At 29.1% G+C, this 15,893-nt stretch carries 14 protein-coding genes and 2 tRNA genes; 5 read left to right on the forward strand and 11 right to left on the reverse strand.

The genetic code is table 11. The features are described from left to right. Window positions 1-52 precede the first annotated feature (52 nt). Window positions 53-142, forward strand: a tRNA-Ser gene (locus ACTTAS_RS02710). Window positions 143-147: 5 nt separating this feature from the next. Here ACTTAS_RS02710 and ACTTAS_RS02715 read toward each other — a convergent pair. Further along, a complete protein-coding gene (locus ACTTAS_RS02715; RefSeq protein WP_440676316.1) occupies window positions 148-405 on the reverse strand; it encodes a succinate dehydrogenase assembly factor 2 in 258 nt (85 codons plus the stop codon). A gap of 23 nt (window positions 406-428) precedes the next feature. Here ACTTAS_RS02715 and recG point away from each other — a divergent pair, with 23 nt between their 5' ends. Further along, on the forward strand, window positions 429-2,480 hold the full coding sequence (gene recG / locus ACTTAS_RS02720) for an ATP-dependent DNA helicase RecG (protein ID WP_440678246.1): 2,052 nt from the start codon (window positions 429-431) through the stop codon (window positions 2,478-2,480). Here recG and ACTTAS_RS02725 read toward each other — a convergent pair. Next, the gene (locus tag ACTTAS_RS02725) at window positions 2,477-3,133 is read right to left on the reverse strand and encodes a DUF502 domain-containing protein (RefSeq protein ID WP_440634822.1); all 657 of its coding nucleotides are present in this window, start codon (window positions 3,131-3,133) and stop codon (window positions 2,477-2,479) included. The two genes, recG and ACTTAS_RS02725, sit on opposite strands and share 4 nt — an antisense overlap. Before the next feature lie 112 nt (window positions 3,134-3,245). On the opposite strand from ACTTAS_RS02725, the gene ACTTAS_RS02730 reads away from it, so the two are divergent. Beyond that, window positions 3,246-4,073 carry a M48 family metallopeptidase gene (locus ACTTAS_RS02730; RefSeq protein WP_440618428.1) on the forward strand — a complete coding sequence of 276 codons (828 nt, stop codon included), beginning with the start codon at window positions 3,246-3,248 and terminating at the stop codon, window positions 4,071-4,073. Between the two features lie 10 nt (window positions 4,074-4,083). On the opposite strand, the gene ACTTAS_RS02735 is transcribed toward ACTTAS_RS02730, so the two are convergent. The 6 genes from ACTTAS_RS02735 to ssb form a co-directional block, all read right to left on the reverse strand. Beyond that, window positions 4,084-4,159 (reverse strand) — tRNA-Lys (locus ACTTAS_RS02735). Window positions 4,160-4,311: 152 nt separating this feature from the next. Next, window positions 4,312-5,424, reverse strand: coding sequence for a tRNA guanosine(34) transglycosylase Tgt (tgt, locus tag ACTTAS_RS02740; RefSeq protein WP_440678247.1), 1,113 nt, complete (start codon window positions 5,422-5,424; stop codon window positions 4,312-4,314). 8 nt (window positions 5,425-5,432) lie between these two features. Next, a complete protein-coding gene (locus ACTTAS_RS02745; RefSeq protein ID WP_440678248.1) occupies window positions 5,433-5,993 on the reverse strand; it encodes a peptidylprolyl isomerase in 561 nt (186 codons plus the stop codon). After that, window positions 5,986-6,480, reverse strand: a complete 495-nt coding sequence (gene coaD, locus ACTTAS_RS02750) for a pantetheine-phosphate adenylyltransferase (RefSeq protein WP_440676884.1) — start codon at window positions 6,478-6,480, stop codon at window positions 5,986-5,988. Before coaD ends, ACTTAS_RS02745 begins: the two co-directional genes overlap by 8 nt. Continuing rightward, entirely contained in the window at window positions 6,480-9,059 is a 2,580-nt protein-coding gene (gene gyrA, locus ACTTAS_RS02755) for a DNA gyrase subunit A (RefSeq protein WP_440678249.1), read from the reverse strand. Before gyrA ends, coaD begins: the two co-directional genes overlap by 1 nt. A gap of 5 nt (window positions 9,060-9,064) precedes the next feature. Next, window positions 9,065-9,517, reverse strand: a complete 453-nt coding sequence (ssb, locus tag ACTTAS_RS02760) for a single-stranded DNA-binding protein (protein WP_262589214.1) — start codon at window positions 9,515-9,517, stop codon at window positions 9,065-9,067. Window positions 9,518-9,606: 89 nt separating this feature from the next. On the opposite strand from ssb, the gene uvrA reads away from it, so the two are divergent. After that, complete coding sequence (gene uvrA / locus ACTTAS_RS02765) at window positions 9,607-12,459, forward strand: excinuclease ABC subunit UvrA (protein WP_262589215.1); 2,853 nt, start codon at window positions 9,607-9,609, stop codon at window positions 12,457-12,459. Window positions 12,460-12,509: 50 nt separating this feature from the next. Beyond that, complete coding sequence (locus ACTTAS_RS02770; protein WP_262589216.1) at window positions 12,510-13,112, forward strand: urate hydroxylase PuuD; 603 nt, start codon at window positions 12,510-12,512, stop codon at window positions 13,110-13,112. On the opposite strand, the gene secF is transcribed toward ACTTAS_RS02770, so the two are convergent. Genes secF through yajC form a run of 3 tightly spaced genes read right to left on the reverse strand, consistent with a single transcriptional unit; the run spans window position 13,109 to window position 15,862 of the window. After that, window positions 13,109-14,005: a protein translocase subunit SecF gene (secF, locus tag ACTTAS_RS02775; protein ID WP_262589217.1), complete on the reverse strand. Its 897-nt coding sequence runs from the start codon at window positions 14,003-14,005 to the stop codon at window positions 13,109-13,111. The two genes, ACTTAS_RS02770 and secF, sit on opposite strands and share 4 nt — an antisense overlap. Then, window positions 14,005-15,558 (reverse strand): protein translocase subunit SecD, encoded by a 1,554-nt coding sequence (gene secD, locus ACTTAS_RS02780; protein ID WP_440678250.1) that lies wholly within the window; start codon window positions 15,556-15,558, stop codon window positions 14,005-14,007. Before secD ends, secF begins: the two co-directional genes overlap by 1 nt. A gap of 13 nt (window positions 15,559-15,571) precedes the next feature. Next, on the reverse strand, window positions 15,572-15,862 hold the full coding sequence (yajC, locus tag ACTTAS_RS02785; protein WP_262589219.1) for a preprotein translocase subunit YajC: 291 nt from the start codon (window positions 15,860-15,862) through the stop codon (window positions 15,572-15,574). Window positions 15,863-15,893 lie beyond the last annotated feature (31 nt).

Here is a 15,893-nt window from a genome sequence, read left to right on the forward strand (position 1 = left end):
TCGACTATTTTATGGTTGAATTAAATAATTATAATTATAAAACCTTGCTCACGGAGAGATGGCTGAGCGGTTGAAAGCACCGGTCTTGAAAACCGGCAAAGGGGCAACTCTTTCCTGGGTTCGAATCCCAGTCTCTCCGCCATCTTCTTAATATTTAAAATTTTTAAACAACAAGCTAATATTGTTTTTTTCTATTTCAAACTCAGTATCAAAACCATTATAGAAATTATATAAATTTGTGTCATCAATATTAAGAAATTTATCTAAATCAATTAAATCCTCTTTTTGCAAATCATTAATGTATTTTTTTACAAATTTACCTAAGAGCTTATCCATTTCCTTGGTACCTCGATAATTGGAACGATAAATAATTTTTTTTTTTAAATCATCTATATTGAGGCTCATTATTAGAATATAATTAATTTATCATGGATAATAAAACTAATTTTGAATATTTATTATCTGATCTAACAGCTTTAAATGGTGTTGGTATAAAAACAACAAATTTACTCAAGAAAAAGAATATAAATAATATTTTTGATTTACTTTGGAAACTTCCAAAGGCTTATACAGATAGAAGTTTATCAACAAAAGTAAAAGATTTAAAGATCGGTGAAAATCAAACTGTTACCGTTGTAGCAAATAAATATTTGTTTCCACGAATTAGAAAATTACCAAATAGAGTTAAATGTTCAGATGAAACAGGTGAGTTAGATTGTGTCTTTTTTAATAGTTATGAGGGATATATTAAAAAAATACTACCTTTGGGAAAAGAAATAACGGTAAGTGGCAAAATTGGCTACTTTAAAAATAAATATCAAATTACCAATCCCAAGTATGTATCTGAGGACTCAAGTTTAATTAAACAAGTTCATAATAAATATTCGTTAACTGAGGGAATATCTGAGAAAATTTATAATAAAATCATAAAACAAATAATAGATAAATTACCTAACTTAAAAGAATGGCACTCAAGTAAAATTTTAAATCAATTCAATAATATCAATTGGAATGATGCAATTAAAGAATTACACAAGCATGAGAATATAGGAAAATACAAAGATCATTTTTATCAAAGACTTGCCTTTGATGAAATATTTGCAACATTTTTAGTTAATTCAGAAATAAGAAAAAAAATTAAGAAAGTTAAAAAAAAAAATAAAATTATTAATTTAAATAAACAAAAACAACTTATTAATAAATTAGAATTTACATTAACTGACGATCAAATTAAATCGATTAACGAAATTAATGAAGATTTATCATCCTCAACTAAAATGTTTAGATTGTTGCAAGGAGATGTTGGAAGTGGAAAAACAATTGTCTCATTATTAGCTGCATTTAATACTATCAATTCTGGCTTCCAAGTAGCTGTTATGGCCCCTACCGAAATACTAGCAAGACAACATTATAATTTAGCAAAAAAAATTTTTCCATCAAACATATCAACAGAGTTAATTTCTGGTAAGTCTACCTACAAAGAAAAAAAATTAATCCTCAATGAATTAATAAATAATAAGATTAATATAATTTTTGGTACTCATGCTATTTTTCAAAAAACAGTTAAATTTAAAAAATTAGGATTAATTATTATTGATGAACAACATAAGTTTGGTGTTAATCAAAGAAAAAGATTATCTGACAAAGGAGGGAATGATTGTGATGTATTATTGATGACTGCCACACCTATTCCACGAACTTTAACAATGACAATTTATGGTGATATGGATTTATCAATTATTAGAGAAAAACCTAAAAACCGTAAAATGATAAAAACTTACAGTAAATTAGAAAGTAAAATTGATGATGTAATTAAATTTATAAAAAAAGAAATTAATTCAGGAAATCAAATATTTTGGGTCTGTCCATTAATTGAGGAGTCTAAAAAATTAGATCATACTTCTGCAATTCAAAAATTTGAATATTTAAAAAAATTATTCCCTAAACAAGTCTCTATTCTTCATGGAAAAACAGATATAAATGAAAAAGATGAAATCTTAAAAAGATTTTTAAATAAAGAGTTTAAAATATTAGTATCTACGACCATTATCGAGGTTGGAATAGATTTTCCAAATGCCAATGTAATTGTAATTGAAAATGCAAATAAGTTTGGCCTATCTCAGCTCCACCAATTAAGAGGTAGAGTTGGTCGTGGAGAGAAAGAAGCAACTTGTATTCTGATGTTTAAGTCAAATTTGAGTGAAAATGCTAAAAAAAGAATAAACATATTGAAAGAGACCAATGATGGATTTGTTATTTCTGAGGAAGATATGAAGATCAGGGGTTTTGGTGATATATTAGGTTTTAAACAAAGTGGTGTTAAAAATTTCAAGTTAGCAGACCCAATACAGAATAGTGACTTATTTGAATTAGCTGAAAAAGAAATAAAAAGAATTGAACTTGAAAATGAAAATTTAAGTAAGTTTAAACCATTAATTAAATTGTATGATAGAGCAGATATAATTAACGATATCGCTTAATTTTTTTCTGTTGTTGTTGTTCCAGCTGATACAATAAATTTAGAAGCTTCTTCAAAAGTCATGTTTAAAAATATAACTTCGTCTTTTGGGAACATTAGCAAAAAACCACTTGTTGGATTTGGAGTTGTTGGAACAAATACGTTTATTAATTTTTGATTTGTTTTTTCAGCAATTTCTCCAGAATTTTCTTTAGTAGCAAAACCTACAGCCCATACACCTTTTCTTGGATATTCAACAAGAACAACACTCTTACTTTTACTGCCACTTTCTTTAAATGATTGTGACATTTGTTTAATTGCAGACCAAAAAGTTCCTAGTAGTGGTATTTTTTTGAATAAACTGTCTATTAACTGAAGAAATTTTTTCCCTAAATAAGATAAAGATATAAATCCAATGATTGTTATGAAAATAATTGAAATAATTATCTCTAGGCCGGGTATATTAAATGGCAAATAATAATTTGGATTTATTTGAGACGGTAAAATTTTTGAAGACGTATTTATTAAAAATTTACTTAAATAAATAGTTAGTCCTATTGGTATTAAAACAACAACACCTGTAAAAAAATAATTCCTAATTTTTAATGATAATATATAAAACCATAGACCTATAATTTCTCTTTTTTTTATAGGTTTCTTTTTGGTTTCTTTCATTTATTAACTATAACTAGAATATGTAACAAAAATTATTGCAATGATAAATAATACAACTAAAATTTTATTATTAAGATTCATAATGATAAATTATTACCAATTTTAGAATGAAATGAATAGAAGAAAATTTTTAACATATGTTGGATGTGGTTGTGGAAGCTTACTTCTACCTTCGTGCACAAGTGCTCCAATTACTGATAGAAAACAATTAAAATTAATACCAGAAGCTAAATTAAATGCTCAAGCTGCTCAAATTTATGAAAAAGTTAAAGAAAAAGAGAAAATGAGTGATGACACAAAAACTTTAAATGAAATAAAAGAAATTGGAAAAAAAATGGAAGATTCAATTAGTGAATATTTCTATAGATCTAATCTAAATGATCCAACTGCTAACTTTGATTGGGAATATATATTAATTGATAATAAAAAAGTTAGAAATGCTTGGTGTATGCCTGGAGGTAAAATTGCAGTTTATACAGGTATACTTGATGTAACAAAAAATACTAATGGTCTTGCAGCAGTCATGGGACATGAAGTTGCTCATGCTGTTGCCAAACATTCTGTTGAAAGAGCAAGTAGAGGAGTTTTACTTAACACAGGTACAAGAATTATTGATATTGCAAGTGGAGGTATATTATCAGATATCAACAGAACAACTGGAATGGACACTGTTGGCCTACTATCTCAAATTGGATTAATGAATCCATTTAATAGAAAACAAGAAAGCGAAGCTGATTATCTTGGCATGATTTTTTCGTCTTTATCAGGATATGATATTAGAGAGACGGTTAAAATTTGGGAAAGAATGAAAGAATTTAATAAAGGCAAAGAACCTCCTCAATTTATGAGCACTCATCCTTCATCTGATACAAGAATTAAACAATTAAATGATTGGATGAATGAGGTAATTCTTGATTATCCACCGATTGAAATAAGTTAAATTCAAATAGTGGTGAGCCGTGATGGACTCGAACCATCGACCCATTCCTTAAAAGGGAATTGCTCTACCAACTGAGCTAACGGCCCACAAAGATTCATTTTTATGAAAATGAATATGGTTTGTATATAGATAAATTTTAATATTTCAATTCGTTCAATGTAATTTTTATAAAAAGAATTCGTTATAAATGAGGGATTTTCATTACAAAGTTGTACACATAATAGCACAGTTAATAAAACTACAACTTATCAATGTATTTATCATGAAATTCATCGAAGGTATTATTCATAATATTTTTTCTGATTTCAGACATTAATTCTTGATAAAAATTTATATTATGAAGTGTTAATAACATTGATGCTAATATTTCATTGGTATTAAACAAATGATTTAAATAGTTTTTTGAATATTTATTTAAATTTAAATTTTCACAATTAGGATCTAACGGAGTGTTATCATGTTGGTATTTATTATTTTTAATATTTACCCGTCCATTCCAAGTAAAAGCGAGGCCTGTTCTACCTGATCTGGTTGGAAGAACGCAATCAAACATATCTATACCTCTTTTTACAGCTCCTAAAATATCCGTAGGTGTACCAACTCCCATTAAATAATGAGGTTTTTCCTCTGGCAAATGCTCTTTGATACCATCCAAAGTAGTAAACATTTCCTCTTGAGTTTCGCCTACAGCTAATCCTCCAACTGCATAGCCATCAAATCCGATGTTTGTAAGACCTTCAAGTGATTTTAATCTTAAATCTTTAAATAATCCTCCTTGAATAATTCCAAATAAAGCTTTGTGAGGATTATTTCCAAAAGCTTTTTTAGATCTCTCAGCCCAATACAAAGATAGATCCATAGATTTTTTTATTAAATTATAATCTTCAGTTTTTTTTGGACACTCATCCATTATCATTACAATATCTGAGTTTAAGCCTAATTGAATCCTAATACTTTCTTCAGGGCTTAAATAAAATTTTTTTCCATCAACGTGTGAATTAAATATTGCTCCTTTTTCACGATCTATTTTATTTAACTTTGATAGAGACATTACTTGAAAACCACCTGAGTCTGTAAGTATTGGTAAATCACAATTCATAAACTCATGTAAACCCCCTGCTGACTGAATTCTTTCCACTCCAGGACGGATCATTAAATGATATGTATTAGATAGAATTATTTCTGATCCAGTTTTCTTTATATCATCGATTGTACAAGCTTTAACTGTTGCTTGTGTGCCAACTGGCATAAATGCTGGAGTATTAACCTCACCTCTATGAGTTTCTATAACACCTCGTCTAGCAAATTTATCTTTGTTTAAAACTTTAAAGGCAAAATTTTTTAATGCCATTTAATATTTTACAAAGATTTAAAGCTTATAATTTTATCAGGATCTGTTACAGCGCCATTATTATTTTGGTCACCTCTTTTAATTTTATCTACAAACTCCATTCCTTCAACAACTTTACCAAAAACAGTATACTGTCTGTCTAAAAAAGGAGCTGGTTGAAAGCAAATAAAAAACTGGCTATTTGCACTATTTGGATCTTGAGCTCTAGCCATAGATAATGTGCCCCTATCATGAGGTAAACTATTAAACTCTTGTTCTAAATCGGGCATATCAGATCCACCCATACCTGCTCTTCTTAAATCAAATTCTTTAGACTCTGAATTTCCAAATTTAACATCTCCTGTTTGAGCCATAAAGCCATCGATTACTCTATGAAATACAACATTGTCATATTTTCCACTGTTAGCTAATTCTTTAATTCTTTTGACATGGTTTGGCGCAACGTCTTCAAATAATTCAATTTTTACATCACCATCTTTTAGTTTTAAAATCATTATATTCTCCTCAGCTATTAATTGATTTGCACTAATAAAAAATAAAAATAATATGTATGATAAAATTCTATTCATATTTTTCTTTTAAAGATTTTATTGTGCTTTTGGTAGTAAATTTTTTAATATTTCCATTTAATTTTACAATTTCTTTAACAAATCTAGATGAAATAATTTGATTTTCTACATCTGACATTAAAAAAATTGTTTCAATGTCTTGATTCAATTTTCTATTCATTCCAGCAAGTTGAAATTCATATTCAAAATCAGATACAGCTCTTAAGCCACGCAATATGATATTTGATTTATATTTTTTGCACAAATCTGTGGTTAGTGAACCAAAGGAAACAACGATAATTTTTTTTTTATTTAATTTTAAATCCTTGAATAAAGCTTTATTTACAATTTCTATTCTTTCTTCAGAAGAGAATAAATAATTTTTATTACTTACATCCGAAACACCAACTACTATTTTATCAAAAAGCTTTAGTGCTTTTTTAATAACATCTATATGACCATAAGTAATTGGATCAAAAGTTCCTGGATAAATAGCAATTTTACTCATTAAATTAAATTATCATCAATTTTAATTGCAGAAACAACTTTTTCATCACCAGATAATTTTATTATTCTTACACCTTGGGTATTTCTACTTGCGGTTCTAATTTCTTTAACCGCCACTCTTATAACTCTTCCTTTATTCGTAGATATTAAAATTTCATCACCTTCAAATACAGGAAAGGATGATGTTATATTTCCATTTCTTGGTGAATTTATAATTCCAATAATACCCTTTCCTCCTCTGTTAGTAACTCTGTAGTCAATATGAGAAGTCTTTTTACCATAACCATTTTCACTTATTGCTAAAACAAATTTTTCTTTTGCTTTTAATTCTGATTTTTCATCTTTTGATTTTTTTCCATTTTTACTCAATTTATCATTATCAATTACGGACAAAGATACAATTTGATCACCAGAAGCAAGTTCAATACCTTTTATTCCTTTAGAAGATCTTCCCTTAAATACTCTTAGTTTTCTAGCTTCAAAACGGATGCATTTACCAAATCTAGTACTTAGAATTATATCTTGATCGTCTTTGCAAATTTTAACTCCAACAATTTTATCGTTGTTATCAAGTTTCATTGCAATTTTTCCTGAAGCATTAATGGATGAAAAATCCTCTAAACTATTCTTTCTAACTTTACCTTGTGCTGTTGCAAAAATAATTTGATAATTTTTTGAGTCTGTATCTTCATCAGGCATTGGCATAATTGAACTAATGGATTGATGGCTCTTTAGCGGAAGAATATTGAATAAAGATTTACCTTTTGACGCTGATGATCCTTCGGGTATTTTCCAAGCTTTAATTTTATAAACAAGCCCCTCTGTTGAAAAAAATAAAACTGATGTATGAGTATTTACCGAAAGAGTTTGTATTACAGAGTCTTGATCTCTGGTAGTAATTCCAGATTTACCTTTTCCACCCCTTTTTTGTTGTTTTACATTATTTAATGAACCTCTTTTAATATACCCTTGCAAAGTTACAGTAATAATTACAGATTGTTTTTGGATTGTTTCTTCGATGTCATAATTTAAAACTGCATCAATTATTTTAGTTCTTCTTGGAACAGCAAATTTCTCTTTAATATTTTTTAATTCTTCACTTATCACCTTCAAAAGTTCTTTTTTAGAGGATATAATTTTTTTATATTTCGCTATTAATTCAGCTAATTTTTTAATCTCAACTTCAATTTCGTTGATACCAAGTGCTGTTAACTTCTGTAATCTTAATTCCAAGATAGCTAAAACTTGTGGTTCAGATAAAGAATAAACATTTTTACCTTTTTTTCCCTCTACTAAAGAAATTAGCTTTTGTGATTTGTTTATTTTCCACTTAGTTTTAAGAATACTATTTTTTGCATCTTCAGGTGTTTTAGAAGATCTAATAATTTTTATAATTTTATCTAAGTTTTCTACAGCTACAGACAGACCAATTAAGATATGAGCCCTTTCTTCTGCTTTTTGAAGATCAAATTTTGTTTTTTTGATTACTACATCTTCTCTAAAGGATAAAAAATTAGAAAGAAATTCTTTTAATGTACATGTTTTTGGTTTCCCTTCTACTATTGCCAAAGTATTAAAACCAAAAGAGCTCTCTATTTGAGTGTTTTTGTAAAGTTGTCTTTTAATTGTTTCTGGTTCAACACCATTTCTTAAATCAATAGCAACTCTTATACCTTCTCTATTAGACTCGTCTCTTATATCTTTAATACCTTCAATTTTCTTTTCTCTAACTAATTGTGCAATTCTCTCATTTAGTACAGCTTTATTTACTTGGTATGGAATTGAAGTAATTACTAATCTATCTCTACCATTCTTTAAGCTTTCAACTGATACTTCACCTCTAATTTTAAATGAGCCTCTACCATTGTTGTAACCTTGTTTAATTATATCTTTGCCGATTATTACTCCTCCAGTCGGAAAATCTGGTCCTGGAATATGTTTCATTAGCTCTTTTATTTTTATATCTTTATTGTCTATTAAAGCTAAAGTACCATCAATTATCTCACCAAGATTATGAGGAGGAATACTGGTTGCCATTCCAACAGCTATACCTCCAGCCCCATTAACTAACAAATTTGGAAATTGCGCAGGTAATACGCTAGGTTCTTTCTCAGTTTCATCATAATTACTTTTAAAACTAATCGTATTTTTTTCGATATCATCAATCAAATATTGTGAAACTTTTGATAATCTTGTTTCGGTATACCTCATAGCAGCAGCTGGATCACCATCTATGGATCCAAAATTACCTTGTCCTTGAACCAAAGGTAAGCTCATTGAAAAATCTTGCACCATCCTAACTAAAGCATCATATACTGATTGATCACCATGAGGATGATATTTACCAATTACATCCCCGACTATTCTTGCTGATTTTCTGAATTGTTTAGACCAATCATAACCACCTTTGTACATTGCATAAAGAATTCTTCTATGAACTGGTTTTAATCCATCTCTTACATCAGGTAATGCACGACTTACAATAACACTCATAGCATAAGACAAATAAGACGAGCTCATCTCGTCATGCATAGAGATTAGATTAATATTCTTATCTTTTGGTTCTTCAGTTTTTTGCATAGAAATTAAAATGGTATTTCGTCATCCATATCATTTGACACTTGAGAAGAATCCTCAATATTGTTTTGTTGAGTTGTGTCATTCTGAATTCCACCACCTGTATTTCCTCCACCTAACATTGTAAGTGAAGAATTGTAACCTTGTATAACAATTTCTGTTGAATACTTATCCTGGCCAGATTGTTCATCTTTCCATTTACGTGTTGTCAGTTGTCCCTCTACATAAACTTGTGCGCCCTTTTTTAAATATTGTTGAACAACATTTACCAATCCTTCATTGAATACAACTATACGGTGCCATTCAGTTTTTTCTTTTCTTTCACCAGTATTTTTATCTTTCCATGTTTGACTGGTTGCAAGACTTAGTCTAGCTACACTCTTTCCGTTTACCATTTGTTTAATTTCAGGGTCTGCGCCCAAACGACCAATTAATAATACTTTATTTAAACTTCCAGCCATAATATTTTAATATTTGTTAAATTAATTAATAAGATTTATATCACAATTCTTCTGAATATTAATTTTATTGACTCAAAGCAACTAAAAATATGATGAAAAAGATAGTTATTAAGGGTGCTAAAGAACACAATTTGAAGAATGTGACTGTAGAAATTCCAAAAGATAAATTTGTAGTGATAACAGGTTTGTCTGGGTCAGGAAAATCTTCATTAGCTTTTGATACCATTTATGCAGAAGGTCAAAGAAGATATGTCGAGAGCTTATCTGCTTATGCTCGTCAATTTTTAGATAAAATGAAAAAGCCTAATGTTGATTTAATTGAAGGCTTAAGTCCAGCCATAGCAATCGAACAAAAAAACACTTCAAAAAATCCCAGATCAACTGTTGCAACTGTTACAGAAATTTATGATTATATGAGGGTTCTTTATGCAAGAGCAGGCATACCCTATTCTCCTTTTACAGGTAAGCCAATAACCTCTCAAACAATTACTCAAATTGTTGATTTAATTAAAAAATTACCAAAAAAATCTACAATTTATATTTATGCTCCAGTAGTTAGGGGTCGTAAGGGTGAATATAAAAAAGATATTTTAAGCTATAAGAGACGTGGATTTAGAAAAATAAAAATTGATAATGTATTATACGATATAGAAAAATCTCCTAACCTAGATAAAAAATTAAAACACGACATTTCAATTCTAGTTGATAGAATTGTACTTAATTCAAAACTTGGAAACAGATTAGCTGAAAGCGTAGAAACAGCTGTAAATTTAGCTAATGGATTAGTTTTTGTTGAATACGAAGATGAAACTCTTCCTCAAAAATTTAGAAAAATTGAAAAATTAATTTACTCCACAAAGTTTGCTTGTCCAGAAAGTGGTTTTACTATCGAAGAAATAGAACCAAGATTGTTTTCATTTAATAGTCCCTATGGTGCTTGTGAAGAATGTGAAGGTATAGGAATGAAATTAAATGTAGACCCAAATTTAGTAGTTCCAGATGATCGTAAAAGTTTAGCGGATGGAGCAATTGAACCATGGGCTAAATCGACAACTTTATATTATGCGCAAACTTTGGCTTCTCTTGCAAAACATTATGAATTTTCTCTTGATGAAAAATGGAAAAAGCTTCCAAAAAAAATAAAAGATATAATTTTATATGGTTCAGATGAGGACGAAATTAAATTTAATTATGATGATGGATATGAAAAATATTCATATAAAAAAACCTTTGAAGGAGTGATTAATAATCTTGAAAGACGTTTCTTAGAATCTGATAGTGAATGGAAAAGAGAAGCAATAGCCGAATATCAATCTGATACTGCATGTGAAGCTTGTAATGGTGATAGACTTAAAGAAGAAGCATTATGTGTTAAGATTAATGATTTAAATATTAGTGAGGTTACTAAAAAATCAATTCATGATGCCGCTGAATGGTTTAAAAGCTTAGAAAATAATTTAGACAAAAGACAATTTAAAATTGCAGAACATGTCCTAAAAGAAATAAATGAAAGATTAAATTTCTTACTTAATGTTGGTTTAGATTACTTAACACTTTCAAGAGAGTCTGGAACTTTATCAGGAGGAGAAGCTCAAAGAATTAGATTAGCATCACAAATTGGATCTGGTTTAACAGGAGTATTATATGTTTTAGATGAACCATCAATTGGTTTGCATCAAAAAGATAATGTTAAATTAATAAATGCATTAAAAAGACTAAGAGATCTTGGGAATACAGTAATTGTTGTTGAACATGATACTGAAACTATGGAAAACGCAGATCATATTATTGATCTTGGACCTGAAGCAGGTACGAATGGTGGTCAAATAACAGCTCAAGGAACTTATGAAGAACTTAAAAAGGATAAGAAGAGCATAACTGGACAGTATCTTGCAAATAAACAAAAGATTGAAATTCCTAAAACTAGACGATTAGCCAAAAATGGAAGATTTGTAGAAATAAATGGTGCTAGTGGGAATAATTTAAATAATGTTAATCTTAAAATTCCTACAGGCACATTCACTTGTGTAACAGGTGTTTCAGGTAGTGGTAAATCTACATTAGTATTACAAACATTATTTCATGCATTAAACTTAACACTTAATAATAAAGCTAGAAAAACTCCAAAAGCTTTTAAAGGTTACAAAGGTGTAGAATTAATTGACAAAATTATTGATATAGATCAATCCCCTATTGGTAGAACTCCAAGATCTAACCCAGCTACATATACTGGAGCTTTTGGTCCTATAAGAGATTGGTTTACTAGTTTACCCGAGTCTAAAACTAGAGGTTATAAACCAGGAAGATTCTCATTTAATGTTAAGGGCGGTAGATGTGAAGCCTGTGAAGGTGATGGAGTTATTACTTATGAAATGCACTTTTTGCCAGATGTTTATATTCAGTGTGATGAGTGTAAAGGAACGAGATACAACAGAGAAACTTTAGAGATTAAGTTTAAAGGAAAAAGTATAGCCGATGTTTTAGATATGTCTGTTGATGAAGGTTGTGAATATTTTGAAAACATTTCAAATATTAAATCTAAATTATTAACCCTAAAAAAAGTTGGACTTGGTTACATTAAAATTGGACAACAAGCCACTACACTATCAGGTGGTGAAGCACAAAGGATTAAACTAGCTAAAGAATTATCAAAAAGATCTACTGGTAGAACCATGTACATATTAGACGAACCAACAACTGGACTACATCAGCACGATATTAAAAAATTACTAGAAATTCTTCACACCTTCGTGAAATTAGGAAACACCGTAGTTGTAATAGAGCATAACTTAGATGTTATAAAAACAGCTGATCATATAGTTGATATGGGTCCTGAAGGCGGTGTTAAAGGTGGTAAAATTGTTGCAGAAGGTAAACCTGAAGAAGTTTGCAAAGTAAAAGAAAGCTACACAGGCCAGTTTTTAAAACCTCTTTTGTACTAAATATAAAAACTTATAAAAAATCTAAATTTAGTGTATATTAATTAAGAATCATGAGCAGTTTATTATCATCACTATCTAAAACAATTCATGCATCGCTTGCATTAGCAATTATATTGTTTTTAGGTCTTTCCTATTTAAATGATGGTATTGCATTCGATACTCTTTTTTGGAGCTGGTTATTTAGATACATTCATGTTGTTGTTGCAATAATGTGGATAGGATTATTGTGGTATTTTAATTTTGTTCAAATTCCAAATATGGGAAAAATACCTGATGAACAAAAACCTGCTATTGGAAAAGTAATTGCTCCTGCTGCATTATTTTATTTTAGATGGGCAGCTGCGTTTACTGTTCTTTCAGGATTAATTCTAGCTCTGTTAAATGGATATTTACATGATGCTATGACTTTTAGCATTGGATCTGGTGTTCCAAAACATACAGCAATAGGAATTGGTATGTGGTTAGGTATTGTAATGGCTTTTAATGTTTGGTTTGTAATTTGGCCAAACCAAAAAAGAGCTTTAGGAATAGTTGAAGCTGATCCGGAAACTAAAGCTAAGTCTGCTAAAACTGCAATGTTATTTTCAAGAACAAATACACTTTTATCTCTACCAATGTTACTTTCAATGGTAGCTGCTCAAAACTTATATTAAACAGTTTTATTATCGTCTTCTCTTAAGACTGTTTTTTGTGATACTCTTAATCTCACTAAAACTGTATTAGCTATATAAATCGAAGAATAAGTTCCAAACACAACACCAAGTATCATTGCTAAAGAAAAACCTTTTAAAATTTCGCCACCAAAAAAGAATATCGCCAATAAAGCTAACAAAGTTGTAGCTGAGGTTATTATTGTTCTAGATAAAGTTTCATTAATTGAAATGTTTGTTAATTCAAAAATTTTAATGTCTGAATATTTTCTCAAATTTTCTCTAACACGATCAAAAATTACAACTGTGTCGTTCATAGAATAACCAACAATAGTTAGAACAGCTGCAATAATTGATAAATTAATTTCAAGACTAAATAATGAAAAAATTCCCAATGTAACTATTACATCGTGAAATAATGCCAAAATTGCACCCAAACTAAATTGCCACTCGAAACGTATCCAAATATAAATAAGCATTACAGCTAGAGATAAAGAAATTGCTATCACGCCAGCTTTAAGCAATTCAGCACTAACTTTAGGACCTACGTTCTCAACTCTTCTAAAGTCATAGTTATTTCCAAAAGAACTATCTAAATCCTTTTTAATTTCTTCAATAATGTTTTTTTTATTATCTTTATTTTCAAATTTAATTAGAAAATCAGTATCATTTCCAAATTTTTTAACAGAAACATCTCCTAAATCCATTTGATTAAATTTATCTCTCAACGAACTTACGCTAATTTTGCTATCTGATGACCTTAGTTCAATTAATGTTCCACCTTTAAAGTCTATACCGTAATTTAAACCTTTAAAAATTAGTAATAAAAGTGATGCTGTAATTAAGAATATAGATAGTATGTTAAAGTGATTATAGTATTTATTAAAAGCTATCATTAGATTAGTTTTTCCTTATTTTTATTTCTTGTCACATAAAGACTAGTGAACAATCTTGCTATAAAATATACTGAAAATAGAGTTGTAAATATTCCTACACCTAGAGTAACAGCAAATCCTTTTACTGGACCAGACCCCATAAAAAATAAAATTATAGCTGCTAATAAAGTGGTAATATTTGCATCAATAATTGCTGTTCTTGATTTTGTGTAACCTCCATCAAAAGCTAAAATATTATTACTTTCATCCTTAAGTTCTTCTTTAATTCTTTCAAAGATTAAAACATTTGCATCAACAGCCATACCAACGGTTAAAATTATCCCTGCTATACCTGGAAGAGTTAGTGTTGCCTCAAATAAAGTTAAAATACCAAGTAATAAAAATAAATTAATTATTAATGTTACGTTAGTGATTAATCCAAAAACTTTGTATTTAACAAACATAAAAATAATAACTAATAAAAAACCTATAGCTAACGCAATCATTCCTGCATTAATCGAATCTTGTCCTAGATCAGGACCTACAGTCCTTTCCTCTATAATTTCTAATGGAGCAGGTAATGCTCCAGACCTTAATAATAAAGCTAAATCTGTTGCACTTTGGAAAGTAAATCCACCACTGATCTGTCCAGACCCACTTGCTATTGTATCTCTAACAACAGGTGCACTAATTATTTTTCCATCTAAAACAATGGCCAATTGTTTTCCAATACCAGTAGATGTTGCTTTACCAAATCTTTTGGCACCTACTCTATCTAATGTAAATGACACAATAGTTTGATTGTTTTGAGTGTCCATTTTTGGCTGTGCATCTAATAGATTTTCACCACTGATGATTATTCTTTTGCTTACTGTTGCCTCTTCTAAGCCATCTTCAAATTTTAACTTTTCAACACCAAATCTGTCACTTTCATCATTGGTTACAAATCTAAATGTAAGATTTGCAGTTTTTCCCAATAGTGATTTAATTCTTTGAGGATCATCTAACCCAGGAAGTTCAACAAGTATTCTATCATTACCTCTTTTTAAAATATTTGGTTCATTAGTACCGACTTCATCTACCCTTCTTCTTACAATTTCTATTGCTTGATCTTGCGATGAAGTTTTAAGATTGATTATGCCTTGTCTTGAAAAGCTTACTTTTAAATTGATACCATTATCTTCGATATCAAGTTGGTGTGATTTAAATCTTGGGTAATAAGGATTTAGATCACTATTTTCATCTTGAAACACATCTAGTACTGCTTGTTTGTCTAAATCAGCAACATTGAAAAAAATATTTTGATTATCAATTTTAATATTATTAATTTTGACGTTTTTCTCTTTGAAATAATTTCTAATAGTGGTTGTTAAATTTTGTAATTTTTGTTCAATTACAGGCTCATTATCAATTTCAAGTAAAAGGTAAGAACCACCTTGTAAATCTAAACCAAGGTTTATTTTCTTATTAAAAAAACTATCATCGAACTTAAATAAATTTGATGACGCAATTAAAATAAATAATAAAGAAAATAAAGTTACAAATAAGATTCTTAGTTTAGAAAAATAAAGCACTTATCTTAATTGATTATTTTTTAACTTCTGGAGTATTGTTTAAGAGACTTTGAATACCTGTAGCTTTAACAATTTCTACTTTAACATTTTCAGCTATTTCAACTTCTACTTTGTCGTTATCGATTAATCTTTCTACTCTTCCTGTTATACCACCTGAAGTGACTACTTTATCTCCTCTCTTTAAACCTTCGACCATTGCTTTATGCTCTTTAACTTTTTTTTGCTGTGGTCTGATTAAGAAAAAATAAAAAATAACAAAAATTAAAATTAGCGGTATAAATTGACCTATTCCTGAACCTTCCATAAATCTCCTTTAAATTATGGCATTCTTATAC

The organism is Candidatus Pelagibacter sp. HIMB1611 (assembly GCF_052047715.1).
Lineage (GTDB): Bacteria > Pseudomonadota > Alphaproteobacteria > Pelagibacterales > Pelagibacteraceae > Pelagibacter.

Bases quoted from the DNA above. Each gene is read 5' to 3' on its own strand.
- ACTTAS_RS02730 (WP_440618428.1), top strand. From the start codon at position 3,246: ATGAATAGAAGAAAATTTTTAACATATGTTGGATGTGGTTGTGGAAGC.
- recG (WP_440678246.1), top strand. From the start codon at position 429: ATGGATAATAAAACTAATTTTGAATATTTATTATCTGATCTAACAGCT.
- uvrA (WP_262589215.1), top strand. From the start codon at position 9,607: ATGATGAAAAAGATAGTTATTAAGGGTGCTAAAGAACACAATTTGAAG.
- ssb (WP_262589214.1), bottom strand. From the start codon at position 9,517: ATGGCTGGAAGTTTAAATAAAGTATTATTAATTGGTCGTTTGGGCGCA.
- tgt (WP_440678247.1), bottom strand. From the start codon at position 5,424: ATGGCATTAAAAAATTTTGCCTTTAAAGTTTTAAACAAAGATAAATTT.
- secF (WP_262589217.1), bottom strand. From the start codon at position 14,005: ATGATAGCTTTTAATAAATACTATAATCACTTTAACATACTATCTATA.
- coaD (WP_440676884.1), bottom strand. From the start codon at position 6,480: ATGAGTAAAATTGCTATTTATCCAGGAACTTTTGATCCAATTACTTAT.
- ACTTAS_RS02770 (WP_262589216.1), top strand. From the start codon at position 12,510: ATGAGCAGTTTATTATCATCACTATCTAAAACAATTCATGCATCGCTT.
- ACTTAS_RS02715 (WP_440676316.1), bottom strand. From the start codon at position 405: ATGAGCCTCAATATAGATGATTTAAAAAAAAAAATTATTTATCGTTCC.
- ACTTAS_RS02725 (WP_440634822.1), bottom strand. From the start codon at position 3,133: ATGAAAGAAACCAAAAAGAAACCTATAAAAAAAAGAGAAATTATAGGT.
- ACTTAS_RS02745 (WP_440678248.1), bottom strand. From the start codon at position 5,993: ATGAATAGAATTTTATCATACATATTATTTTTATTTTTTATTAGTGCA.
- yajC (WP_262589219.1), bottom strand. From the start codon at position 15,862: ATGGAAGGTTCAGGAATAGGTCAATTTATACCGCTAATTTTAATTTTT.
- gyrA (WP_440678249.1), bottom strand. From the start codon at position 9,059: ATGCAAAAAACTGAAGAACCAAAAGATAAGAATATTAATCTAATCTCT.